Source organism: Streptomyces tropicalis, from assembly GCF_029269835.1.
Classification (GTDB): Bacteria; Actinomycetota; Actinomycetes; order Streptomycetales; family Streptomycetaceae; genus Streptomyces; species Streptomyces tropicalis.
Map to the genome: position 1 here is coordinate 1 of NZ_JARJBB010000038.1, position 23533 is coordinate 23533.

At 73.2% G+C, this 23533-nt stretch carries 33 protein-coding genes; 32 read left to right on the plus strand and 1 reads right to left on the minus strand.

Annotated features, from left to right (window positions below; genetic code table 11):
- Positions 1-255: 255 nt before the first annotated feature.
- The 32 genes from P3H78_RS31440 to P3H78_RS31595 all read left to right on the plus strand — a co-directional run bounded on the left by P3H78_RS31440 (position 256) and on the right by P3H78_RS31595 (position 22738).
- Positions 256-657, plus strand: coding sequence for a GNAT family N-acetyltransferase (locus P3H78_RS31440; protein ID WP_276112595.1), 402 nt, complete (start codon positions 256-258; stop codon positions 655-657).
- Between the two features lie 276 nt (positions 658-933).
- Positions 934-1323, plus strand: coding sequence for a hypothetical protein (locus P3H78_RS31445; RefSeq protein WP_276112596.1), 390 nt, complete (start codon positions 934-936; stop codon positions 1321-1323).
- A gap of 195 nt (positions 1324-1518) precedes the next feature.
- Positions 1519-2604 carry a DNA cytosine methyltransferase gene (locus P3H78_RS31450; RefSeq protein WP_276112597.1) on the plus strand — a complete coding sequence of 362 codons (1086 nt, stop codon included), beginning with the start codon at positions 1519-1521 and terminating at the stop codon, positions 2602-2604.
- Positions 2605-3035: 431 nt separating this feature from the next.
- Positions 3036-3776 carry a hypothetical protein gene (locus P3H78_RS31455; RefSeq protein ID WP_276112598.1) on the plus strand — a complete coding sequence of 247 codons (741 nt, stop codon included), beginning with the start codon at positions 3036-3038 and terminating at the stop codon, positions 3774-3776.
- A gap of 203 nt (positions 3777-3979) precedes the next feature.
- Positions 3980-4402 carry a hypothetical protein gene (locus P3H78_RS31460; RefSeq protein WP_276112599.1) on the plus strand — a complete coding sequence of 141 codons (423 nt, stop codon included), beginning with the start codon at positions 3980-3982 and terminating at the stop codon, positions 4400-4402.
- Positions 4403-4587: 185 nt separating this feature from the next.
- Entirely contained in the window at positions 4588-4920 is a 333-nt protein-coding gene (locus P3H78_RS31465) for a hypothetical protein (RefSeq protein WP_276112600.1), read from the plus strand.
- 209 nt (positions 4921-5129) lie between these two features.
- Positions 5130-5714, plus strand: a complete 585-nt coding sequence (locus tag P3H78_RS31470) for a hypothetical protein (RefSeq protein WP_276112601.1) — start codon at positions 5130-5132, stop codon at positions 5712-5714.
- Positions 5715-5911: 197 nt separating this feature from the next.
- Positions 5912-6295 (plus strand): hypothetical protein, encoded by a 384-nt coding sequence (locus P3H78_RS31475; RefSeq protein WP_276112602.1) that lies wholly within the window; start codon positions 5912-5914, stop codon positions 6293-6295.
- Between the two features lie 237 nt (positions 6296-6532).
- On the plus strand, positions 6533-6913 hold the full coding sequence (locus tag P3H78_RS31480; protein ID WP_276112603.1) for a hypothetical protein: 381 nt from the start codon (positions 6533-6535) through the stop codon (positions 6911-6913).
- 320 nt (positions 6914-7233) lie between these two features.
- Positions 7234-7572, plus strand: coding sequence for a hypothetical protein (locus P3H78_RS31485; protein WP_018521491.1), 339 nt, complete (start codon positions 7234-7236; stop codon positions 7570-7572).
- A 171-nt stretch (positions 7573-7743) separates the two neighbouring features.
- Positions 7744-8037 carry a hypothetical protein gene (locus P3H78_RS31490; protein WP_276112604.1) on the plus strand — a complete coding sequence of 98 codons (294 nt, stop codon included), beginning with the start codon at positions 7744-7746 and terminating at the stop codon, positions 8035-8037.
- A gap of 199 nt (positions 8038-8236) precedes the next feature.
- Entirely contained in the window at positions 8237-8602 is a 366-nt protein-coding gene (locus P3H78_RS31495) for a hypothetical protein (RefSeq protein ID WP_276112605.1), read from the plus strand.
- Positions 8603-9045: 443 nt separating this feature from the next.
- Positions 9046-9666: a hypothetical protein gene (locus P3H78_RS31500; RefSeq protein WP_276112625.1), complete on the plus strand. Its 621-nt coding sequence runs from the start codon at positions 9046-9048 to the stop codon at positions 9664-9666.
- A gap of 218 nt (positions 9667-9884) precedes the next feature.
- Positions 9885-10313 (plus strand): hypothetical protein, encoded by a 429-nt coding sequence (locus tag P3H78_RS31505; RefSeq protein WP_276112606.1) that lies wholly within the window; start codon positions 9885-9887, stop codon positions 10311-10313.
- Between the two features lie 227 nt (positions 10314-10540).
- Positions 10541-11239: a hypothetical protein gene (locus tag P3H78_RS31510; RefSeq protein WP_276112607.1), complete on the plus strand. Its 699-nt coding sequence runs from the start codon at positions 10541-10543 to the stop codon at positions 11237-11239.
- Positions 11240-11529: 290 nt separating this feature from the next.
- Entirely contained in the window at positions 11530-12129 is a 600-nt protein-coding gene (locus P3H78_RS31515) for a hypothetical protein (protein WP_276112608.1), read from the plus strand.
- 183 nt (positions 12130-12312) lie between these two features.
- Positions 12313-12756 carry a hypothetical protein gene (locus P3H78_RS31520; protein ID WP_276112609.1) on the plus strand — a complete coding sequence of 148 codons (444 nt, stop codon included), beginning with the start codon at positions 12313-12315 and terminating at the stop codon, positions 12754-12756.
- A gap of 2 nt (positions 12757-12758) precedes the next feature.
- The gene (locus P3H78_RS31525; protein ID WP_019521246.1) at positions 12759-12983 is read left to right on the plus strand and encodes a hypothetical protein; all 225 of its coding nucleotides are present in this window, start codon (positions 12759-12761) and stop codon (positions 12981-12983) included.
- A gap of 259 nt (positions 12984-13242) precedes the next feature.
- Positions 13243-13638, plus strand: coding sequence for a hypothetical protein (locus tag P3H78_RS31530; protein ID WP_276112610.1), 396 nt, complete (start codon positions 13243-13245; stop codon positions 13636-13638).
- A 161-nt stretch (positions 13639-13799) separates the two neighbouring features.
- A complete protein-coding gene (locus tag P3H78_RS31535; RefSeq protein ID WP_276112611.1) occupies positions 13800-14222 on the plus strand; it encodes a hypothetical protein in 423 nt (140 codons plus the stop codon).
- 202 nt (positions 14223-14424) lie between these two features.
- Positions 14425-14907, plus strand: coding sequence for a DUF3846 domain-containing protein (locus P3H78_RS31540; RefSeq protein WP_276112612.1), 483 nt, complete (start codon positions 14425-14427; stop codon positions 14905-14907).
- Positions 14908-15146: 239 nt separating this feature from the next.
- The gene (locus tag P3H78_RS31545; RefSeq protein WP_276112613.1) at positions 15147-16496 is read left to right on the plus strand and encodes a hypothetical protein; all 1350 of its coding nucleotides are present in this window, start codon (positions 15147-15149) and stop codon (positions 16494-16496) included.
- Positions 16497-16628: 132 nt separating this feature from the next.
- Positions 16629-16931 (plus strand): hypothetical protein, encoded by a 303-nt coding sequence (locus P3H78_RS31550; RefSeq protein WP_276112614.1) that lies wholly within the window; start codon positions 16629-16631, stop codon positions 16929-16931.
- Positions 16932-17076: 145 nt separating this feature from the next.
- On the plus strand, positions 17077-17727 hold the full coding sequence (locus tag P3H78_RS31555) for a cell envelope biogenesis protein OmpA (protein ID WP_276112615.1): 651 nt from the start codon (positions 17077-17079) through the stop codon (positions 17725-17727).
- Between the two features lie 130 nt (positions 17728-17857).
- Positions 17858-18190 (plus strand): hypothetical protein, encoded by a 333-nt coding sequence (locus P3H78_RS31560; RefSeq protein ID WP_276112616.1) that lies wholly within the window; start codon positions 17858-17860, stop codon positions 18188-18190.
- Between the two features lie 220 nt (positions 18191-18410).
- On the plus strand, positions 18411-18710 hold the full coding sequence (locus tag P3H78_RS31565) for a hypothetical protein (protein WP_276112617.1): 300 nt from the start codon (positions 18411-18413) through the stop codon (positions 18708-18710).
- 250 nt (positions 18711-18960) lie between these two features.
- Positions 18961-19854 (plus strand): hypothetical protein, encoded by an 894-nt coding sequence (locus P3H78_RS31570; protein ID WP_276112618.1) that lies wholly within the window; start codon positions 18961-18963, stop codon positions 19852-19854.
- 221 nt (positions 19855-20075) lie between these two features.
- Positions 20076-20261: a hypothetical protein gene (locus tag P3H78_RS31575; protein WP_276112619.1), complete on the plus strand. Its 186-nt coding sequence runs from the start codon at positions 20076-20078 to the stop codon at positions 20259-20261.
- Between the two features lie 29 nt (positions 20262-20290).
- Positions 20291-20461, plus strand: coding sequence for a hypothetical protein (locus P3H78_RS31580; protein WP_276112620.1), 171 nt, complete (start codon positions 20291-20293; stop codon positions 20459-20461).
- 130 nt (positions 20462-20591) lie between these two features.
- Positions 20592-21479, plus strand: coding sequence for a hypothetical protein (locus P3H78_RS31585; RefSeq protein ID WP_276112621.1), 888 nt, complete (start codon positions 20592-20594; stop codon positions 21477-21479).
- Between the two features lie 227 nt (positions 21480-21706).
- Positions 21707-22042 carry a hypothetical protein gene (locus P3H78_RS31590; protein ID WP_276112622.1) on the plus strand — a complete coding sequence of 112 codons (336 nt, stop codon included), beginning with the start codon at positions 21707-21709 and terminating at the stop codon, positions 22040-22042.
- A 183-nt stretch (positions 22043-22225) separates the two neighbouring features.
- Complete coding sequence (locus tag P3H78_RS31595) at positions 22226-22738, plus strand: hypothetical protein (protein ID WP_276112623.1); 513 nt, start codon at positions 22226-22228, stop codon at positions 22736-22738.
- A 220-nt stretch (positions 22739-22958) separates the two neighbouring features.
- Here the strand turns inward: P3H78_RS31595 and P3H78_RS31600 are convergent, their stop codons facing one another.
- A complete protein-coding gene (locus P3H78_RS31600) occupies positions 22959-23471 on the minus strand; it encodes a hypothetical protein (protein ID WP_276112624.1) in 513 nt (170 codons plus the stop codon).
- Between the last annotated feature and the right edge of the window lie 62 nt (positions 23472-23533).

A 23533-nucleotide genomic window follows, 5' to 3' on the forward strand; every position in this document is an offset into this window, starting at 1 on the left:
CGCCCCGCCGTCCTGCTGCCCCCGGCCCGCTCCCGATTTCGGGAGTGGGCCGTCGGCATGTCCGCGTACCGCAACGCCTGCCAGCCGGGGAGACCTGTGCCCGCCCTCGGCGCACCGCGGCCTCCGCCATGCGCCGGCGGGTTGCCCTCCTTACCCGCCGACTCGGCACCGTCCGCGCACCTGCCGGGACGAGCACCCACCGGGGCCGCCTCGGATCTTCCCCGCCACCCGCATCACATCAAGGAGAACTACGTCATGCCCCAGAGCACCGACTCCGCCGTCACGGATGTGTACGCCCTCACCCGCAAGACCGACGACGAGGCCAACGAGACCTGGCTGCTGTTGCACGACAAAGACCTGTTGATCGCGTTCGTAGACATCATCGACTGCGGGCACGAGCTGTGGGTCACGGACATCGCTGTCAACCCCGGCTATCGCGGCCGCGGATTGGCCTCCCGCCTGCTCAAGGCGGTGATTCACGAGAACTCCAGTACGGACATCGCGCTCGCCTGCTGCGCCATCACGATGGACCTTCAGGAGTGGCCCAAGGACACCGGTGGCTTGCCGACCGATGCCTTGGCCGCCTGGTATGCCCGGCACGGCTTCCGCCCGGCCCCGAACGAGGACGCGGCCAACCGCATGACCCGCGTCCCATAGATCCCCACTCCACAGCACAGCCACGGCACATGCCGCGCCCGGCGCCGCGCTACTCGCGCCCGGATCAGCCGAACCTGTACCGGTTCTGAGTCGAATCGGCCCGTCGACGCACCGCATCCCCGGAGACCGGGACACCGGCTTGCGGGTCTTGCCGGCCGCCGCTGCACGGTGCACACAGCATGGGCCGCCCCGGCCCAAACCGTCAGGACATGACGCCAGCCCCGAACGGCGGCGGCCTGCGGCGCCCCGCCACCCACCCGAAAGGTGCCAACCAGCATGACCACCCTGACTGCCGTCGACCCGCCTGGCTGTGGCTGCACAGAGTGCATCACCGGGCAGTACGTCCCCCTCGATCACGCCACACCCAAGAACATCACCGCCTTGCTCAACGGCCAGTTGAGCAATCACACCGGCGTTGAACTCCGCATCACCGTCGTCTATGCCCTACGCGCGGACACGTCGGCCGGAGCTGCCCTGGTCGAGTCCATGCGCGTCGAGTACGAAGACCTCGTCTGGCATCTTGAACCCTCTGACGCGGCGTCGGTGGCCGTGACCGTCCTGGAGCGCGCCGAGAACCACCTCAGCACCGGGGGCCCCGACGACATCTCCCGGGCTATGGAGGGCCTGCCTCCGTCCTGGGGGCGTGCCGCCCGCCGTTGCCTGTAGATCGGTCGCCCCCGGGGCCTGGGCCTACGAGTGCCTCGGGGGATCGGTGGCCACCAACCCTCCTCTGGTGGTGTCTGTGTGGGGTGTTGGGGTTTGCGTGGCTTGGTCGGGTGTGGGGGTTTCTGGTCCTGTTCATGTCACGGGGGCCGGTTCTGGTTCTTGGTGACGCCGTGACCAGGAATCGGGGGACTCCCCATGATCAAGAAGGATGCTGCCTGCCGGGTGGAGATAGTCGACCTGTTCGGCGGGCCGGGTGGCTGGGATGTGGCCGCGCAGCGGCTGGGTCTGGCGGTGACCGGGATCGAGCATGACCGTGCGGCGTGTGCGTCGCGGCGGGCTGCCGGGCTGGACACCGTGGAGGGTGACGTCCGGGCCTACGGTCCCGGCGACTTTCCCACCGCGACGGATCTGATCGGTTCGCCGCCGTGTCAGCCGTACTCGATCGGCGGGAAGGGCGCCGGGCGCCGCGCGTTGGACACGGTGCTGCATTTCGCGGACCAGCTGGCCGCGCGCCGGGACATCCGGGCGGGTCTGGCCACGCTGGACGACGAGCGGACCGGTCTGGTCCTGGAGCCGTTGCGCTGGACGCTTCAGGCTCTGGACGGCGGGCGCCCCTACCGGACGGTGATGCTGGAGCAGGTGCCGACCGTGCTGCCGGTGTGGGAGGCGATGGCCCAGATCCTGCGCGCCGAGGGCTACACGGTGGTCACGGGCCGGATGCACGCCGAGGAGTACGGTGTCCCGCAGACCCGGGCCCGCGCGGTGCTGGTCGCCCGCCGCCACGGTGAGGGCGAGGCCGCTCTGCCCGCCGCGACGCACCGCCGCTACTCCCGCACCACCGACCAGGACGGCGGCAACCCCGATCTGCTGCCGTGGGTGTCGATGGCGCAGGCGCTGGGCTGGGGGATGACGCACCGGCCCGCGCTGACCGTCGCGGTCGGCACGGCGGCCGGGGGACCGGACCCGTCCTGTGTCGGCGGGTCGGGCAGCCGCGCCACCCTGTACGGGGAGCGCGACGCGGGCCGCTGGATCGCCGACACCCGGCTGGTGGACGCCGATGAGCTGCCCGCCTACCGCGGCGGCCGCAAGGACATGATCCGGGTGTCCGTCGCCGACGCGGCCGCGCTCCAGACGTTCCCGTCCGGCCACCCCTTCCAGGGCACCCGGACCAAGCAGTACGAGCAGATCGGCAACGCGATGCCGCCGGAGCTGGCCGAGGCCGTCATCCGGCGGGCGATGGCAGCCGAGCTGGCCGCCCGCACCGGCACCCAGGCCGCCTGACCCGCCCCCCTTCCGGCCCCCGGGCCTCCGCCGCCGCCCACCGCAACCACCGGGCGCCCGCCGCGCTCGCCGTCCCGCTCGGTTCGCCCAGGGCGGGTGGCCGCCGTGCCGTGCCGCGCGCCGTCTGGCCTTCAACTCCGGTGTGCCGCCGTGGTGTTGCTCCGCTTGCCGGGTGCCGGGTCATGGTGCGGTCACCGGGCCGGGGGAGCGGTGACCACCCTCCCGCTTCCCCGCTCCACTTCCCAGGTCCGCAGGCCCGCCTGGTTGCGGGGCTTGCCCCGCGGCCCGTCACGGTGCGGTCCGCCGGCCGCCGGGGCGGGGTGGCCACCACCCGCTCCCCGTGCCCCGGCCCACCACCCGGCCATCCCGGTCACCTCGGCCGTTCCGGCCAATCCGGTTGCGCACACCGCGCGTTCGAAGGAGAAACCCGCATGTCCATATCCACGCCCGCCTCCGCCGCCACGACCACGGGCCGCGAGGCCACGACCACCCAGGCCAGGGCACCGCGCAGGGAGCCCCGCTACCCTCACATCCCCGCCGTGGCGGGCAACGCCAACGTCCGCGCGCTCCTCGGGCAGGGCATCCACCCCGCCAGCGGGCAGCCCCTCGCCGAGGCTCCGGGCGTGGACTGCGGGAGCTGCGTGCTCGCCTACCGCGTCCAGCTCCCCGACCGTGACGGCACCGGCCCCGGTGAGCGCCTGAAGTGCTCGAAGGCGCCGATCAGCCGCCGGGGCCGCCAGGGCATCGACCTGCGCCCCGCCACCAGTGATCAGCCCGGCACCCCCGCCTGCACCCTGCACTGCACGTTTACCGACTGGCCGTGCGACCCCGACGGCCGCTACGACACCGGGGCCGGTCAGATCGGGGCGGGCCGCGACCACGCCGACGACTGGGGCGTCTACGCCGTGTACCGGATCTTCGGCATCGACCCTGAGTACCCGCGCGTGTGGGTCGAGCTCGAAGCCGAGATGGTCCCGGACGCCGCCGCCCCCACCGGCTACGTCGCCCGGCCGCCGCGGTACTCCCGCCCGGACCAGCCGCACCTGTACCGGTTCTGGACCGAGCTGGCCCGCCTGCGCACCGCCCAGCTCACCCACCCCGCCGGCACGGGCCCCTGCACGCACGAACTCGTCCGGGGCGGCCGCGTCCTGACCGCCCCGACCGGTCACTGACCGCCCCCGGCCACCGTCGCCCGGCCCGTCCCCGCAGCCCCTGGGGGACGGGCCGTCGGCGTGCCCGCCCGGCCCCAGCACCCGCGCGCGGTCCGGGCCCCTTGCCCCGGGTCGGCCCTGGCACGGCTAGCTGGCCGCCGCTTCACCGTGCGCACATCCGTCACGGGCCACCGGCCCGACCCCGAAGCGACAGGAACCGCATCGTGTACGAGAAGCCCGACCTGGACACCCCGCTCGCCGACCTGCGCACGAACATCACCGCGTGGCAGGCCAGCCTTGAACGCCACCTGTCCGAGGAGCGCAAGGGCCAGGGCATCGCCTTCGACGTCCAGCTCATCGAGGACCGCGACGACATCGCCGCGAAGATCGTTCAGGACTTCACCGCGATCGACACCGAGATGTCCAAGCGCCGCGTGATCGACAGCGCCGCCCCCGCGGCGTGGAGCATCGACCGCCTCACCGACGCCGAGCTCGCCGCCGCCAAGGCCGACTGGCCGGAACTGGCCCTGTTCAACGACGCCACCCCTCGCCTGGCCGCCGACGTCCTCGGCATCCACATGGTCCGGGACATGGCCCGGCAAGCCGTACGCAACGCCCCCACCGTCCTCGACTCCCGCACGAAGTAGAGGCCGTCCGCCGCTCCGCTGCGCCCCGGCACCTCCGGCCCGCTCCCGATCCCCGGGGGCGGGCCGTCGCCGTCCCCGCCCGCGGCCTGCCGGGGCTTGCGGGGCTTGCCGTCCGGGGCCTGAACCTGCGCTCACCAGGTCGGGCCACACCGCCCGGCTCCCCGAGAGGCAGGAGACCCACGCCGATGAGCGTGACCCGATGGTGTGTCCGCACCCACAGCGGCAGGACCATGACCACCCTGTGGCCCGACCGCTCGTACGCCCCGGTCAACGTCTACGACAACGGCTGGCTCGTCCGGGTCAAGTACCGCGTCCGCACCGGACACTGCCGGGCCTGCCTCGGCGCCGGCTGCGGGAGGCCCGAGGTCGAACCGTCCTACGACGGCCCGTACTCGCGCGTCCCGCAGGAGCTGATCACCCGCGGCCGGATGCTCATGCCCGGCTGGCAGGCGGACCCCGCCGAACCGGTCGGCGTACCGGCCGCGTACGCCCCCGCACCGCAGCCCACCAGCGTCTGAGCTGAGGCGCTGTTCCGCGCAGCCCCGACCCGCCCCCGGGTCGGGGCTGGGTCATGCCTGCCGTCCCACGCGGCTCCGCTGCGGTTGCGCGCCGTCCGTGCCGGTTGCGGTGCTTGGCCCGGGCCCGGCCACCGTGCCGTCACCGCGCACCGGCCCCCCGGGGCCGCTCCTGCGCCGCACCCCACGTCACCGAGCGGAGAGAGCCCTTCATGGGATACATCACCTACGGCCACACCGAGCTGGACACCTACCTGCGCACCCACGACATGGGACGGGCCGGGGACCTGTGCAACCTGAAGGACATGCGCACCCACGTCCTCGAACTCGCCCCGCTGTGGTGGGAGCACACCGGCGCCACCCTGGGCGCCCTGCGCTTCACCGGCGGGTTCATGGGCAACGCGCTGTCCGACCTCTTCGACGACGAGGAGCTGTTCACCAGCTGCGCCGTCTCCGGCATCGAGCAGCTGCGGGCCGGGTTCGCTCCCGACCGGGCCCGCCGCGCCCTCTACGGAGACGACCACGCCGACCTGCTGCTCCTCAACTTCCAGTTCGGCACGTTCCACATCGCCGACGCCGACGATTCCTGCCGGTTCTTCGACGGCTCCCGCCGCCCCGTCGCGGCCGACACCACCGTGGCCATGCTGCACATCAACGAGAGCCCCGCGTACGTCCCTCCGGGCGTCGGTCCGGGCGGCCTGTCCGGAGCCGAGACGCGCATCACCACCGTGCTCGCGGCGATCGACCAGAAGACCGCGGTCGTGAACGGTTGGCGCGCGGCCATCGACGCCCGGTAACCCGCCCCGAGAACACCCCCCGGCCCCCGGGCTCCGCGACCAGCGCGGCGGCGCCCGGGGGCTCACTCATGCCCCGCCGCGAGGAGCAGACCGCCCTCGTCCTCGCGCCCCCGGCCCGCACCGGTTGCCGTGCTTGCCCGGCCCCGGGCACCGTGCACCCGCCGCCCCGCCCCTCCACACCCCCGGAGCCGACCACCATGAACACCACCCTCGCCCCTGCCCCCGAGCCGCTCCCCGGCGCGGCCGAGTCCACGATCGACCTCACCGGCGTCACCTCTTACACGGCGGGCATCGTGCGCCTCGCGCAGGCGAAGGGCCTGCGCCCCGCCTGGGGCCAGCCCCGCGGCCACACCCGCCGCATCATCCTCAACGCGGTCGGCCCGCACGGTGCGTTCGGCTCCATCGTCATCGGCCGTTCCAGCGGCAAGGTCCTGCGCGCCGAGATCATCCACGGCAACGACGCCAAGGTGCCCCGCCGCGCCAAGGGCACCAACGCCGTGCGGGCGCTGCTCAGAGAGGTGACCCCGTCGGCCTGCCGCCAGGGCTGCACCGCGCAGTCCTCGACCGCTTGCCGCCCCTGACCCGTCGCACACTGCCCGCCCCCTGCCCCGGCCCGCCCCCACCTCGTTGGGGCGGGCCGTCGGCATGTCCGCGCCCGCCCACCTGGTCCCCGTCGTTCCTGCTGCCCGGGGCTCTGGCCGCGCCCGGCGCACGGGTTGCGCCGCTTGCCGGCCGCGGCCGCACGGTGCGCTCACCAACCCCGGGCCGCACCGGCCCGGCCCCGCCGGACACGGCGCACCGATGAAGGAGTCCACCTCATGAACTGGGCCGATCTGCTGAACGCCCTGCTGGTCGCGGGCATGGTCATGCCCCTGCTGCTCATGCTCCTCGGCCTGCTCGCCACCACCCGCGCCATCGCGATCCAGATCGCGGCACTCACCCTGTTGACGGTCTCAGCATTCTGGCGCGGCGACGCCGAGGGCACCGTTCTGTACGCCTCCACGAGCATGGTCCTGCTGCTGATGCTGCGCCGCTCCCGTACCCGGGCGAAGGCCCGTACCCAGGACAACAACAGGAACCGGGGCAAGAACCTGTCCAAGGACCAGGACCGCGCCCCCGGGCCGGACCGGACGGCCAGCAAGGGCCGTGACCGCAGCACCGACCAGGTCCACGTCATCACCACCGTGAAGAAGCCCTGACCCCTGCTCCTGGCACACCAGCAGCCCTCGGCCCCGGTACCGCGCGCGCGGTACCGGGGCCGTCCCGTGCTCGCAACCGAGCACGGGCCGTCGACCGCCGCCCGCTCCCGCAACCCGGCCGCCGGGACCACCTGCGCGGAAGGGGTTGTGGGGCTAAGCCGTCCGCAGGTCAGAGTCGGCGCAGCCGGAACGCCCGCCACGAACCCCCTCTCGTGCGCTGTGAGCGACCGGCTTCGGCCGGGCCGCGCGGGACGCGGACCCCCTCCCGCTCCCGCGTGGCCCGGCTCCCACCTGTCGACACCCAGATCAGGAGACCGGCCGTGACCACGCCCCGCCCGCACACCGTCCGCACCGAGGACAAGCCCGCCGCGCCTGCCGACTTCTTCGAGCCCGGCGCCCGCTACGTTGACGGCGACGGCTTCAAGGCCCCCGAGGAGACGCACACCTTTCAGTGCGAGCACATCGCCCTGCACCCCCGCCCCGGCGCCGGCCCGCGCGCCTTCGGCTTCGCGCGCAACAACGCCCCGGACTCCGAGTGGTTCTCCACCGCCCTGACCCCGGGCGACTTCGCCGACGCCGAGTGGACCCGCATCCCCGAGGACGAGGTCCTCGGCGCCCCGACCGGTGACGCCGCACCGGCGGCTCCCGCCACGCCCTGACCCCGACAACCCACCTCGCGCACTGCCCGCCCCGCCCCGACCGCATCACGGCCGGGGCGGGGCCAGTTGCGGCGCTTGCCCGGCCCCGCCCCACGGTGCGCCCAGCACCGGGCGACCGCCCGGTGTACGGCCAGCCCGGCCGAACCCTGCCTTCTCTGCGAGGAGTTCCCCTTGATCGACATTCTGTTCATGATCATTACCGTCCTTCAGGCGGCGTCCTCCGTGGCGGCCCTGGTCACGGTCTTCAAGCCCGGTGTCTACGAGCGGACCCGGCAGAGGACGTTTCGCGCAGTCATCGCCGTGACGCTGCTCGCCGCCGTCGCCCACCTGATCAGCGGCCACGCCGTTGTCGGGACGCTGTTCGCCGCCCTCGCCGTCCTCCTGCTCCTGGTCACCTGGGACCAGGTACCCCGGGTCCTGGTCCGCTGGGTCCGGGCACGCAAGCGCGAGAAGACCACGAAGTAGCGGGGCGAGCACCCGCCACACCCCTCCGGCCCCGGCCCGCCCTCGCGGCGGCCGGGGCCGCCCCCATGCCCGCTGCCCGCTGCGGAACCGCCGCCCGGCGCCCGCGTTCTCTTGCCCGCCTTGCCGGCCGCCGCCGCACGGTACGGGCCACCGACACCACCGACGGCCCGGCGCCGTCCGACGGGCAGGAGCTGAACCCATGACCCCCACCACCACCACGACGACCGTGACGGCGGCCGCGACGGCGAGCGTGATGAGCGCCGACGAGGCCCTGGCGCTCGCCGACCCCTTCACCCCCTTCGGCTTCGCCCCCGACCGGTACGCGGAGATCTGCTTCTACCGCTGCCGCGACTGCGGAGCGCGGGGACCGGTCGGCCGGGCCCTGCTCGACAAGGAGTTCAGTGACCTGCCCCAGGCCGAGCAGGACGCGCACACCTGGCCCACCGACCACTTCGACACGGCGGGGCACGAGTATTCCGACCGCATCACGCTCTCCCGCGCCCCCGCCCGCACCACCACCATCCGCCGCATCAGCAAGACGCCCCGGTCCGCCGCCCGCCCCTGACCCACACAGCGGCCCCGCGGCGTGCTGCTGATCGTCCGCACCCTCACCGCCACGCACCCGCCCGCCGCGGATGAAGAGCCCCGGCACCCCCACTTCGGGGTGCCGGGGTCGGACCATGCCCGCGCCCCGCTCCCGGGTTGCCGTTCTAGCCGGCCGAGGCCGCACGGTGCCACCACCGGCCGTGCGGCGCTTCTGACCAGCACAGTCCCGTGCTTGGCCACCTCGACCAGTTCGGCTCCCCGACCCAGATCCGCAAGGCCGGACGCCGTCGGCCCTTGGCCTTGATACGGCCCAAGGCACCGCGGACGGCCGAGCGTCTCGCCCCGCCACCGTGCCCGCACCCGTGGCGCCCGCCGCGCTGCCGAACAGCACGACGCCACGCCGGTCGGCGAACCGCCCGCGCCCGCGTATCCGGCCCACCACCCCGACAGGGAGACCACCCCATGAACCGGCTCACCTACCCCCGCACCGCCCAAGCCATCGCCACCCGCGCCCGAAGGTCTCTGGGCGCATACCGCGCCGTCCCCGGGCGCGAAGCCGCCCACGAACTCGACCGCGCACTCCACGACATGTGGGGCTACGCCACCTTCGCCTCCCACGACGGCGACGATCGCCACCAGTGGAAGAAGATCATGCAGAAGGTCCTCGACGCCGAACTACACCTCAAGCCCGCCACCCCCGACCGGCCCGACCGGCCGGTCCAGGCCGCCAACGCGGCCATCCAGGTCATCAACGACTTCGAACGGGCCACCGGCATCACACCCGGCCCGACACCAAGCACCCTCTACACCCGCGCCGAAGCCGAACAGGCTGCCAACGCCGCCTTCGACTGCCTCAACACCTACATCCAGCTCGACCACTGGAACGACCGCCGCTTCGTCACCCGGGCCTTCCTCGCCTTCCTCGACAACCCCAACAGCCCCTACCCCTACCCCAGCCACGACTCCGACGAGGACGACGAGGAGCTGACCCCCGAAGAGACCGGGGAGCGCGAAAACTCTCTGCTGTACTGGCTCGGCCCGCGCACCGACGCGGCTCCCCGCCCCCAAGAGGACAACCAGTGACGCCCTGCCCCACAGCCCGGCGCACCGACCTGACGCCCCGCCCCGCACGCCGGGGCGGGGCTGCTCCGGTTTCCGGCCCGTACGCAGTCCCGGCCCCGCCCGCGCCATGCCGCCCGCACCGTGCGCCTTGCGCTCCTTGGCCTGCGCAGCTCGAAGGTCGGCTCATCCCCGGCCCGGCACCCGCCCGGCCACCGGGGCCCGCTCTCAAGGAGGCGCCCGTGCTGTTCGCTGAACCCGCCCACCCCTACGACGACCCCGACCAGCCCGAACAATGGGCCTGGCGCTACGGGTACTTCGAACTCCTCTACACCCCCGGCATCAAGACCCTGTCACTGTCCCGCGGCCCCAAGTACTCGGTCCGCGGCGGGAAGCACTCCTGCCCCCTGTGTCACGGCAGCGGCTACCTCCCCTGGTACGAACGCACCACCGCCAGCGGGGCCGCCGACGACACGGCCGTCCACTGCCCGACGTGCCCCGCCCGCCGCATCCTGTTCGAGGACCTTCCCCTGTGGCCGCTCCACTTCCTCGACGAACTGCGCCACCGCCGGTTCGGCGCGCGGCGCCGCACCGCCGACCATCCGCCCCTGACCTCCGACCAGGCAGGGCCCGGCTGGGCCGGAGGTTACAGCGACGAACCACCGTTCTGACCCCTGGCGCGCCCCACCCCGCTCGAGTCACGAGCCGCCCCGGCCCCGCACGCACCGCGCGTGCGGGGCCGACCGCGTCGATGTACCCCCCTGCCTGCCGCATGCGGCTGTGCGGCCCCGCCCTCGGGCCCTCGGGCCGGCTGTTGCGGCGCTAGCCCGACGTCCAGCCATCGTCCCGCCTCGTCAAGGGGCGATCAGCCCCGACCGCAGCGTCGGAGGGACGAACGATGACCACCGCCACGGCCCAGCCCCCGCGGACCCGCATCACCAACGAGAAGCACGCGCCCGACAACCGGGCGATGAAGAAGATCTGGATGCTGGAGAACCTGATCTTCCACGCCCGCACTGGCGAGGAGGAGCGCGCGGCCGCCGAGCGCATGCTGGACCGCGCCATCGCCACCGCCCAGGAGAAAGGCCAGCTCACCACGAAGCAGGACGGCGGCGATGGCACCTGGCACGGCTACCGTCTCCCCGACATCCGTTACGGCGCCCGGTATGAAGAGGTCAAGCGCCTGTCCACCACGGAGATCGCCAGGCGCATTCGCGCGGACATCAAGCTCGCACGCAAGGTCGAGGAGAAGTTGGGCACAGCGACCGGTGCCGAGGTCGCCCTGACCGACTCGCTCACCGCGCTCGCCACCATGCCCAAACAGATCAAGGTCTCCGTCCGCACGGACTACTTCTCCGGCGGCAGCGCGATCCGCGTGAACGTCTACAACCTCCCGAAAAAGGGGTGGGGGTACGTCCAGGAGACGGACATGTGGGGCCAGCCGCGCTGGGTACCGGGCCCGGAGCTGAGCGCGATCCTGGCGGCCCTGGAGGAGATCCACGGCGCCTACAACTTCGACGGCTCGGACGCGATGGTCGACTACTTCCACGTCAACTACTACGGCCAGGTCGAAGTCGACTGGCGCGAGCGACCCTGATCCAGCCGCCTCCGGCCCCGGCCCGCACGCCTCCTCCAACCTGGCCGACGCTTCGGCCCACCTGACAGCCCGCCCTCCGGCACACCCGGGGGCGGGCTGCCCTCGTCACCTCTGCGGCATCGCTGCTCCCGACGCCGGAGGTTGCCCGGCTTGGTTGCCCCCAGGCCAGTGTGCGGGCATCGAGAACGCGGCTCCCACCCCCGGCCCGGGGCGGTCGAGCCCACCGACCGGTGACAACCCGGCCGGACGCGCTCTCGCACTCTCCCCGCCACCCCTGCACAGGAGTTGCCATGCCCGCGCCCGCCCACTCGACGGCCGCCGCCCCGCACACCGCCCCGGCGGCGCCCGCCTACCCGGCCCCCTACGACGGCCCCCGCATCGCGGCCGCCGACTTCTTCACCCTCGCCCGCACCGGCCGGGCGCAGACCACACCGCCGCCCTTCCGCGACGGCGACAGCCTCAGCTGCCCGCTGGGCAACGAGTGGCTGCGCCACGACGGCCGGTGGATCGTCCCCGGCCGGCCGGGCAGCCTGACCCTGGACGACCAGACGGTCACCGGCTGGTGGCACACCCGGCACCGGCCGGGCAGCCGGTTCGCCCTGGTCCACCGGCTCACCCCTACCGAGACGAACCTGATCACCGGCGACCGCTACACCAGCCGCAGCCGCCTTCTGAGCCTGCTCGACGGCGCGTTCACGTACACCGAGACGGTATCCGGCCCGTGGCTGCGCCAGCTGACCTCGCACATCACCCGCACCCGCACCCGCACCGTGAGCGTCCACCTGGAACTGCCCACCGGCATCGTCACCCTCCACTCGCGCCTGGTCGGTGACGTCTTCTTCCACCCCGCCGCAGCCGCCACCCCGGCCGCCCCGGCCCTCTGCGCCTGACCCCCCCCCGGACAGCCCGCCCCCGCACCCGGAGGCGGGCTGTCCGGCGTACCGGTACAGACCCCGACCGCCCACCGTCTTGCCCGTCTTGCCGGCCGCCGCGAAACGGTACGGACCCCGCCCCCAACGGGCGGGGGGAGCGCAATCACCGCTCCCACCTCCTGACCGAAGGACGCCACCACGATGCCGACCTCTCCGGCCGATTCCCGCGCGGACGCCCACCGCCTGATCGAGGCCCTGCCCCGCCCCCTGCCACGCGACGACGCACGCCGCGCCGACGCCGTGCAGGCCGCCCTGCTGGCCAGCGGACTGCTCGACCGCAGCGACCTGGGCAACTCTCCGGCCGTCGCCGCCGCCACCCGCGACGGCCTCACCTGCCTGGCCCACCTCCTGGACGAGGGCGCCCCGGGACACGGTGCTGGGCAGCTGCTGCTGCTCCTGCTCGCCGAACGCGACGCCTTCACCCCCCACCCCGCCCCCGACACGCTCCAGCTCCAGGCCCGTGACGCCGCGACCGCCCTGCTGCACCTCGCCCTGTGGCACACGGACGACCTGCTGCGCCTCCTCGGGGGCGCGCTGCAGGTCCACGCCGAGGAAGTGAGCGACAGCAGCAACGGGATGCCGTGAGCATGGACGGCGTGTGCCTGCTGGTGTCCGAATCGATCAGACGGCTGGAGAGCGAAGGCTGGCACGTCGAGATCACCGAGGACGGGCTGCGCCTGGCCAACGGGAAGCTGACCCGCCTCATCGCCTACCGCGACTCGCTGACCAGTCTCGTGGACCGGGGCGACACCGACGACGCGGTCTGGACCCTGCGCAGGGCCAAGTCCACGCGCAGACGTCCAACTCCCTGACCCGCCCGGGCTCGCCCAGGCGCTGCCGATACCGGGCCGGGGGAGCGGGGAACCGCCCCGCCCCCTGGCCGACAGCCCGACGCCCCCGGCGCTGAGGGCCATCACCGCCCGTCCTCGCGCGGTTGCACCCCTTGCCCCGCTCCGGGCCATGTTCGCTCCAGCGGCCCGCAGAGTGCGGTGACCACCCCACCCGCCCCTTTCGGGCCGCCCCAGCTCCGGCAGCGCCCGGCACGGTAGACACGCTCCCTTGGAGGACTTCATGAAGGTGACACGCAGCGGCTACGTCCTGGAGTTCGAGCACGTCCTGGACGGGCTGCGGGAGACCGCAGGCCAGTGCAGGAACCCGGCGCACCTCGCCTTCGTGACCGCCGCGATCACCGCGTTCGAGGAGGAAGGCCCCGACGCCCGCCCCTTGCTGAACGGCTGCCCGCAGGCCGCCGCCCGGCTGATCTTCGAGGAAGTCGCCGAGGCGTACATCACCACCGAGCAGGCCACCCGCGTCCAGAGCCGCAACAGCACCCTGGCCCGCGACTTCCAGCTCCCCTACACCACCCACCGCCGCGCCCAGGCCCGCCGTGCCGAGCACGAGCGCCGCGGCCGCAACGCCACCGGCCTGGACCGGCTGCGCCACCTGCTGACCATCCCGGCCCACTGACCGCCGCGCCCACATACCGGCCCCGGCCCCGCCCCGGGGTTCGGGGCCGGGGCCGGTTCCCGCCCGGTCAGCGCCTTGCCGTCCTTGCCGACCCGTCAGTCAGCTTCAAGGCAGCGGCGCGCACGCCCCGCTCACCGAAGCCGAACGGGAGACACCCACCCATGCCTGACGAGACCAAGACCTACGAACGCACCGAGGACGGCATCACCACCCGTGTGACGGCTCAGGAGGCCCTGGCCGAGGGCCGCGCGGCGATGACGGACCGGGTAACCGACCGGGCTCATGTCCGCACCATCTCCCGCGACTCCGGCCGCTACGACATCACCTACACCGACGGCCGCCACGTAGTCCTGGCCCCCGCCGACGAAGACCAGCACAGCCGCCCGAGCGGCTTCCGCATCGGCTTCGACGGCGACGCACACGGATACGACAGCGTCACCCTTTTCGACGGAACCGAGGAACTGGCGGTGTGGACCCAACAGGAGTGGATCGAGGACCCTGACATCGTCTTCGCCATCCTCAACGCCGCCACGCTCGGCTTCACCCGCGGTCCTGACGCCGTGCGGGCCCGACTCCCGCGCTAGCCCGCCCGGCAGCGTACGCGCCCCCGCCCCCCCGTGCCCTGCCCCGGCGGCCGGGGATGCGGGGGCTGCGTCGTGCCCGCCACCCGGTGGGGCGCCACCCGCCTTGCCGTGCAGAGAGGTTGCCCGGCTTACATGGCCGGCTCGCACCGTCAGCCTCGCCCGGCCCAACCCAGTGGGCCCGTGACTCTCCGGAGCGCCGACGATGACCACCTCCCCTTCCGCACTGCTGGTGACCCCGCTGCCGTTCATGCCGACCAAGTCGACTTCCACCTCCGGCAGTTCACCGCTGGACCTGCCCCGCTCCGAGCAACACGCCTGGATCACCGAGCAGGTTGGCGGCTGGGCCGATGCGGCCACCTATCACCTGCAAGCGGTCATTCACGTGCACGGCAACGGCATCGCGATCGGCCTGCAGCCCAATCCCGTTCTGTGGACTCTGGCCAGCGCCTGGCGCGACCGCATGTTGCCCTACACACTGCACGGCCCGGCTCTCATCACCGGCCCGGAGGACAGCAACGGCCGGTATACGCCGTTGACCCCGCAGATGGCAGCACAGACGCAGCAGGCACTCCAGACGGCCACCGACTGGTGGCTGGAGCACGACTTCGATATCGCTCTGTGGCCCACCAACCCCTCCTCCCGTCTGTTCGCCGAGGCAGTCGCCCGCACCCGCGCCGTCCTGTAACGCTCTCGGCCCGGCAGCGCCCGGCGGCGCATCGCTTGCGCGGCTTGGTCCTGCCCGGGGCAGTGTCGGTGATGCCGGAAGGCGCTCCCGCACACCGCCCCCCTCCCCGTGCGGTCGAGCCCCGGCCGTGCCGGGCCGCCCCCACCCCCTGGGGCGGCCCGGCACCCCTTCCCCGCGGCCCGCCCCGGCCCCCTGGCCTGCGCGCCGCCCCCGCCCGCGACTCCCCGAAGAGGCCCACCGTGCCCGAGCTCGCCCTGTCCCTGCCCGGCAGCACCGACCAGTTCGTGCTCGCCGACCGCCCCGCCATCACCCTCACCGACCGCTACCGGCCGCTGCCCGACGGCATGACCCTGGGCCACGCCACCGTGGTCCGCGCCCACCAGGTCCGCCCCGACGACGTCGTCGTCGCGTTCTTCACCGACGGCCCCGGCACCCGCCACGCCGAGCACGTCCCTCAGGCGTTCACCGCGCATCCCCGCCCCTTCGGCTCCTGTCCGGCCCAGTGCGAGGAGTGCGAGGACATCCACACCCACGGCGCCGACGCGGACCGCTACCTGTGCCTGGACGACGCCGACGACCGCGAGGACTGCGTCATCGTCTACCGCAACACCCCCGTCGCGATCATCCCCGCCGCCACCGCCGCGTCCCTGCCGCCGCTGGGCTCCGCCCCGCTGCTCCCCGACCTGTTCACCCTCGACGACGGCGAGTCGGGCCCCTACGAGGCCCTGCCCGTTCCCCGCGCCTTCGGCCCGTGGGACACCATCAGCGTCACCCGCGCCACGGCCGAGCAGATCGCCGCCGACGTGGCCACCAGCCACACCGGCCGCCATCTCACCTGCCAGTGGCTGCACGACGCGCTGCTCATCTCCTCCGACCCGCGCCTGCGCACCGAGCCGGGCCGTCCGGGCCGCCTTATTCGCCCCGACGCCGACGGCCGGTACCGCATCGGCGGCCTGTGGCCCTGGGAGGAGTGGTCCCCGCCGACCTGCCCGGACTGCTCGACCGCCACGGAGCCGGTCGACGTCGAGGACGAGAGGGTCTGGCGCTGCACCGCCGCGGACTGCAATCGGCGCACCTACGGCACCGGCGACCCGGACGACGACGAGACCCTGCCGTCCTACACCGAGACCGACGCCGACGGCGCCACGATCGTCTACCACGGCACGGGCGAGATCGACATCGAGACGACCGCCGAGCTCGCCTCCCAGGATCGGCCCCACGAGGACGGCCAGGACGCCGATGAGGACGACGGTCTGATGTGCCCGAACAGCAACCGGCCACCGGAGTGCACCGAGATCGACCCGTGCGAGGCATGTGCCCAGGACGAGGACGAAGAGGCAGCCATGATCGAGGCGTCCATGGGGCTACGCAGGGCCCCCACCCTCAGCCGCGGCGACCAGCCCGACACAGCGGACACCTACGAAGTGATCGTGCTCCGCACAGAACGCATCTCCTTCACCCTGACCGCCTCCTCCGTCCAGGACGCCACCGACCACTACCTCATCGACGGCGACGAGACCGCCAGCACGACCACGGCCACCAGCATCGAAACCGTCCGCCGCCTCACCCAGCCGCCCACATCCGTGTGACCCCGTCTTCTGCGGCCGGCGGGGTTGCGGGCCTTGGCCGCCCGCTCGAGAACCTCCGTCTGCCGCACCGGCACGCCTCCGGCCCCGGGCCGGATCGCCGCGACCACCACGTGAACAAGGGAGACGCACCACATGCTCGACACCTTCTGGGCAGTGATCGCCACGCAGCTCCAGGAGCTGCGCACCGCGAAGACCGCTGATGACGTCCTGCGCATTCTGCCTTCCGACGGAGACGCTCCCGCCTTCTTCGCAGGATCCGGCGGAGACGAGACCGTCAGCGACGCCCTGCGCACCGCGGGCTGGGAACTGGTCTGGGCGGAGTCCTCGGTCTACTACACGATGCGCGCCCCCGACGGATCGATGATCACCTACATCGAGGGCGACATCTTCCCCGGCGACCGCCACGGCAACAACCCCGGCCGGCCCGCCCACTGACCTCCCCCACCCCACCCCGGCTTCCGGCCCCGTCCTGCGCCCCCGCAGGCGGGGCCGTCCGCGCGCTCCGTCCTGCCCGCCGGGCCACGCCCCGTCCGGCCCTTCCGGTTGCTCGTCTAACCCCCGTGACCCGGAAGAAGCAGCCATGCACCCGATCCCTCAACGCTGCGCGCACCGACCTCTCGCGGGCGGACTGGTCGTCCCATACGTATCCCTCATCCACGGCGGCCACGCGGCATTCGGCACCCTCGACGCAGACCGGGCCCGCACCGCCTTCCTCGACCACCTCTGCCAGATCTGCGGCCACCCGCTCGACGAACGATGCTTCCTCATCGTCCGCCCCGCCGACATCGCCCGGGGCCAGTCGCCAGAACCGGCACTGCACCCCGAGTGCTTGCCCTACACCGCCGCGATCTGTCCCATGCTCAACGGCCACGCCACGCACCACCGGCAGCATTCCGTCCTGGCCAGCCACCCGGCCGGACGGCCCTGCACCGATCCATCCTGCCCATGCCCCTCCCGCACGCCCGACAACGGCCACGCCGCCCGCAACGGCCGCCCCGCCGACCGATACGAGGCATGGATGATCGACACCCGCCACTACCAGCTCGTACCGGACCCGGACACACCCGATGTCCCGGCGGGCATCAGCCTCAGCGTGCCCATCCTTCGCAAGCGCACCCTGCGCGAAGCCACCCCGGCGGCCGTGTGGTCCGCTGTCCTCAACCTGATGGACTCGGCCCTGGAACTCGGCATCGCGAGCGACGGCATGGCCCCCGCCGACAACGACAGCTGACCGGTGGCCCTCACGGCCCTGCACCCCGTGCTCGCCATCCCTGCCCCGGCGCCGTCAGGCTTGCCGGTCTAACCCCCGCTCCTGCGCATGGTCGCGCCGCCCCCTCCACACGACGGAAGGACCCACGACCATGCCCACCCCCTCAGCCGGACAGTTCCTGCAGAACGCCTTCCACCGCGCGGGTATCACCGCCCGCCCGGACGGCGACAGCGGCAGCGACTACATCGCCATCCGCGTCGGCGCCCACGGCGTCATCATGATCGGCGGCGTCGTCGGCCGGGCCAAGGAGAACGAGATCCACTACCGCCCGAGCGAGCACCAGGGATGGGGAGCCGTCTACTACCCCGACACCAAGAACAACGACGGCAACTTCACCGAGTTCTACCAGTCCGCCAACACCGACCTCGCCCAGGACACCGCCGACGCCGTCAAGGCCGTCCAGAAGATCATCGCCGGACGCTGACACCCCTCCGGTCACCCGCCGCCGTCGAAGGCCCATCCCGTACGCGGGATGGGCCTTCCGCGTTCCCCGCCCCGCCCGGCTCCGCCGCTGCGGCCCGGCCCAGGGGGCGGGGGTGTCGTTCGTGCTGCTGCGGGCCTAACCCGCTCCCGGTACACGGTCGGCGCCACCCGGCCGACTCCCCGTGTCCGCCGCACCCCGCCCCCCATTTCGGAGGTTCCACATGGCCGTCCCGCATCTGCGCAGTGTCCGGCCCGAGCGGCACTACGGCGGGTCCTTGGGCGTCACCCTCTGGACCTACTCCCGCCTCCTCAACGGCCGCCGCGTCGAGGTCGACATCACCCACGACGCCCTCACCCGCACCACCGTCCTGCGGCTCTACCCCCAGGGCGGCGCCACCTGCGCCCGTGAGATCACCGTCCAGGGCCTGACCCGCAGGGACATCGGCCGACTCGTCTACCGCGCCCCCTACCGCCACCCCGCGGGCCACGTCGTGCTCCCGCCCACCGCCGTCGCCGCCTGACCCCAGGCCCAGCTCCGCCCCTGCGCCCGGCCCCGCGTCCCGGACCTCCATTCCGGAACACGGGGCCGTCCGTGCTTTCCGCCCCCACAGCGCGCGCTCAACTCTGCTGCGCCGCTCCCGGGTTGCGGTTCTAGCCGGCCGCGCCCGCACGGTGCCGCCACCGGCCGCCGCACCCCCGCCCCCAGGCCGATCTGGTGCGGCCCCGGCACCCCCTCCCCTTTTTTCCCGCGAGCCCGAGAGGCAGACCAGCATGTTCCTGCACCTGACGACCCTCTTCAACCTCGACCAGGACCCGATAGCCACCGTCGACGCCCAGTTCGTCGGCGGCGCATTCGGCAACACCTTCATGGTCGTCGCCACCGATCCCGACGGCACCGGAGGCATGGTCGCCCTCCACACGTACGGGCCGTTCGCCACCGCCGCCGACGCCCACGTCTGGGCCGCCGCGCACATCGCCTCCTACAGCGCCTGGGCCGTCGCCCCCCTCGCCGCGCCCTACACCAACGCCGAGGGCAACGCCGGACGCCGCAAGCCGATCACCCACTCCACGACCGCGCGCCCCGCCCGCGCGAACACCATCGCCGCCTACCTCAAGCCGCACCGGCTCACCCGCCTGCGCTACGGCACCCGCCGCGACACCACCCGCCAGGGATTCACCGCCCGCGAGCTCGACCACCCCGAGCTCGGCCCGGTCGTCGAGCTCACCGCGCTCGGCCCCGACGCCTACCAGCGCGACCGGGACCACCACCTGATGCACACCGTGCTGCGCCACGACCACGCACGCTACGAGGTCACCGACCACCACACACACCTCCTGGTGCGGCGCCTGTCCGACGCAGAACTCCACGCCGCCGCAGACCGGGCCGCCGCCCGCGTCACCCCGCACTTGGCCGCCCTCACCGCCAACACCCCGCCTGCCACCGAGGCGGCACATACCCTGTTCCACGCCGTCCTGAGCGAGGCCCGGGAAGTGGCCTCGGACGACCCCGACGACAGCGACCTCATGCTCCAGGTCCAGGACATGGCCCCGCACGACGCCCTCGCCGCCCTGAAGAAGGCGTTCCTGCCCTCGGACCTCATCGAGCCCATCGCGGACGCCCTCGCCCTCCTGGCCCCGCACACCTACACCCCCACTCCCGACTGACCTCGGTCCGGCAGCACCCCCCTGCGCCTGTCCGGGACGTCCGGGCCCGGCGCCCCGCCCTTCGCGGGGCCCGGGCCCCGCCGGCCCACGCCTGTCCGGGTTGCCGCCCTTGCAGGACACCGGGCCATGGTCGGCGCACCGGCCCCGGGGGAGCGGTGACCACCCACCCGCCCCCTGGGGCCGCCGACCATCCACACCTCCAGGCAAGGACCCCGATCGCGATGCTCTCCACCCTGCTCCGTGCCGCCCGCGCCCGGCTGTTCCCCCCGCTGTGGAACGCGACGTACTCCTGCGGCCGGTGCGGCCTCTACATCAAGATCACCAACCATCCCGACCGTGACCGCGTGGCCGCGCTCCTCCGCGTCGCCCACGGCCACCCCTGCAAGCCGAAGTCCAAAGCCCTGTGACCCGCTCCGACGCCCAAGGAGAACCGGCCGTGCGCCTCGCCTTCCACCGCAAGCCCCTGTCCGAGCGCCTCAAGGACGCCGGATGCCCCGGCGAGTTCGTCTACGACCCCGCCGAGGGCCGCAACATCGTCCGCATGCCCGACGGCCAGGTACTCACCCCCGGCGAGGCCGCCGACCTCTACAACATCGACGTCCTGTAACCCCGCACGCCCTCCCTCACCAGCCCCCCCGCCCCGTGCCCGGACGCCCGTCCCGGCCCGGGACGGGCCCGCCACCGCCGGGCAACGAGCCCCGCTCGTGCGCAGGCCACCCACCACCCGAGGAACAGCCATGGCCATCACGCCCACCGCCACCGCCGGACGCACCCATCTCCACACGGCCATCACCCACGACGCCCCCGGCCCCAAGTTCATCCGCGCCGCGCACTTCTGGAACGGCACCACGACCGTCCGCCGAACCGAGGTCCTCTACGCCGGGGACGGCCTGCTCCTCGCCGGGGACGCGGAAACCCAGCTCGCGCCGATCATCCAGACCCTGGACAGCGCTCTGCGGCACGGCGTCGCCGTACTGGAGATCGTCACCGAGCACGCCACGACCCCGGCCGACCCCGCTCCCGACACGGAGTACGTGCTCCTCGTCCCCGGCCTCATCACCGTTCACATCACCGCCCCCAACGAGGCCGCGGCCCGGGAAGAACTGGCGCTGGAGGGCGCAGACACCATCGAGCTCCACGACCCGCACCTGGGGGTCGGCCGCCTGACCGTCACCGGTCTCGACCTTGTCCCGGCCGCCGCGAAGCTCGACCAGGTCGACGGCACCCTCGTCGACGACTCGCTCCCCGACGCCGATTTCCACATCTCCGACATCGCCCGCGCGGCCGCCCGCGCCCTCGGGGACAACTGGACCGCGTCCGCCGGAACGCGCGCGGTTACCGGCTACCTGGAGAACAAGACCCGCGACACCGGCATCTACACGCTCTCCGTCGTCGAGGGAACCCTCCAGCTCCAGCACGAGAGGTGGAACGACCCGTGCGCCGAGTTCGACGGCGACGACCTGCCCACCCTCGCCGAAGCCGTCGCCACCGCGATCCTCGACGACCTGTGCCGCAACGAAGACTGCGGCGAGTCCACCGCCGACGGCGAAGGCTACGACGGCCAGTGCGGCAACTGCGCCGACCGCACCGCCCGCGCCGAACCCCCCGAGCCCCAGGACGACTGACCGTCCGGCGCGGCCTCGTACCCGCGCACCTTCACCCCGCTCACCGCTCACTGAGCCCCACCACCCCCGGCCCCGCGCCCCTGGACCTCGCGTCCCGGAGCACGGGGCCGGCCGCGTTCGCACCCTCCGGCCCCGACTTGCCCGGCTTACCCCTCGCCCCCGCACAGTCACGCCACCCACCGCGCCCCCCGGGGCCTGCGGTACCTCAACCGGAAGGCGAACCACCCATGACCAACGCGACCGACGCGACCGTGACCGTCGAAGAGATCCCCTTCACCCCCGCCCCCGCGCCGGAGGTCATCACGCCCGGCCGCCGAGTCCGGCTGGTCGGCATCTCGCCCGCCTGCCTGAACGGACTCACCGGCATCACCCAGGCCAACCCCGCCAGCCGCGCCACCACCCGCCTGGACGTCCTCCTCGACGAGAGCTCCACCGAATTCCTGCGCCGCGACCACCGGGTCCACAACACCCGCAAGGTCAAGGTCCCCGCCCCCGACGTCACCCAGCAGCTCCTGACCGGCGTTCCGACCGACTGCATGTTCTACGCCGAGAACGACAACTGACCGCCCCCCCTCGGCCCCGTGCCCGGACACCCGTCCCGGCACGGGGCCGTCCGCGTACCCGGCCGCGCTCCTTGCCCGGCTAACCCCCCGGCATCCCACCGTCACCCCTGCTGCGCCTGCCCCGGCACCACGCCGCAGGCGGCCCCGCGCACCCCATCCATGCTGTAGATGCCAGGGACCGACATGACCGAGAACAACACCACCGCTGCGCCCGCCCCCGAGTACTTCGACGCCCTGCTGCGCGAGGTACTCGGCGAGAACTACCAGCCCCCCGCCCAGCAGGACTGCATCCTCACCTTCCCCCTCGACCAAGTCCGCTCCGCAGCCGAGCACGCCGTCACCGCCACCAAGCACGCCCTCGGCCCCGGAGACCCCGACGCCCGCCCCCGCCTGTGGTGGATCAAGGGCGACGGCACCTTCCTCATGAGCAACGGCATCGACAACAGCCCCAACGCCCGTGACGACAAGGGCCACTGGCGACACATCGCCTTCGCCGACAACTGGGGGCCGGGCACCGACCCGTCGACCATCCTCGGCGGCGACGACCTCCACGAAACCCTCGACCTGACCCACCCCGTCGACGACGGCCCCGCGCTGATCGAACTGCTGCGCAACGCCCCCGCCCACGCCACCCGCTTCCTGCTCCACATCGCCCACGACGACGAGGGCATGGCTCTCACCATGACCACCGAGTAGTCCCGCCCCCGGCCTGCGCGTCGCCAGGGAGCGGCGAACCACTGCCCGGGCCCTGATCCACTGTGCCCGCATGCGGGCCGCTCTCATCCCACCACTGTGCCGACCGCGGCCCTGCTCCTGCGGCTCGTGGTACACCGAACGGTCGGGCACCGACCACCCGCAAGAAGAAGGGGCCTCGGAGGCGTCACCGCCTCCGAGGCCCCTTCTGCGTTTCCCGGCCCTAAGCCCCCGATCCTCGACCGGAGACCAGCCGAGGCAGGAGTCGGAACCCGACCCCGCCCGCGACCATCACAGCCGCGCCTACCAACACGAGACCGGTGTCCCCGGAACCCGTGGCCGCGAGCTCCTCCGTCGCCCTGGTCTGCTCGATGGGCCAGCTGCCGACGCTGTACGTATCGGTCCCGTCCTTCCCCGACGGACCGCCCGTGCCGTCGCCGATCGCGCCGGCCTCCTCGCCCTGGCCGCCACCAGGCTCCACCGGCGGCTCCACGGGCGGATCGACCGGCGGATCGACCGGCGGGTCCACCGGCGGGTCCACCGGCGGGTCCACCGGCGGGTCCACGGGCGGATCGACGGGCGGATCGACGGGCGGATCGACGGGCGGATCGACGGGCGGGTCCACGGGCGGATCGACCGGCGGGTCCACAGGGCCCGGGCAGGCACCGATCTCCGGGTCGCAGGGCTCTTCGTCGTCCGCTTCCCCGACCTGAACGCCCACATCGACGCCGCCCACCTCCTCCGCCGCGCCCACTCCCGCCTGGACACTCGGATCCACGGCATGGGCCGCGCTGGCCG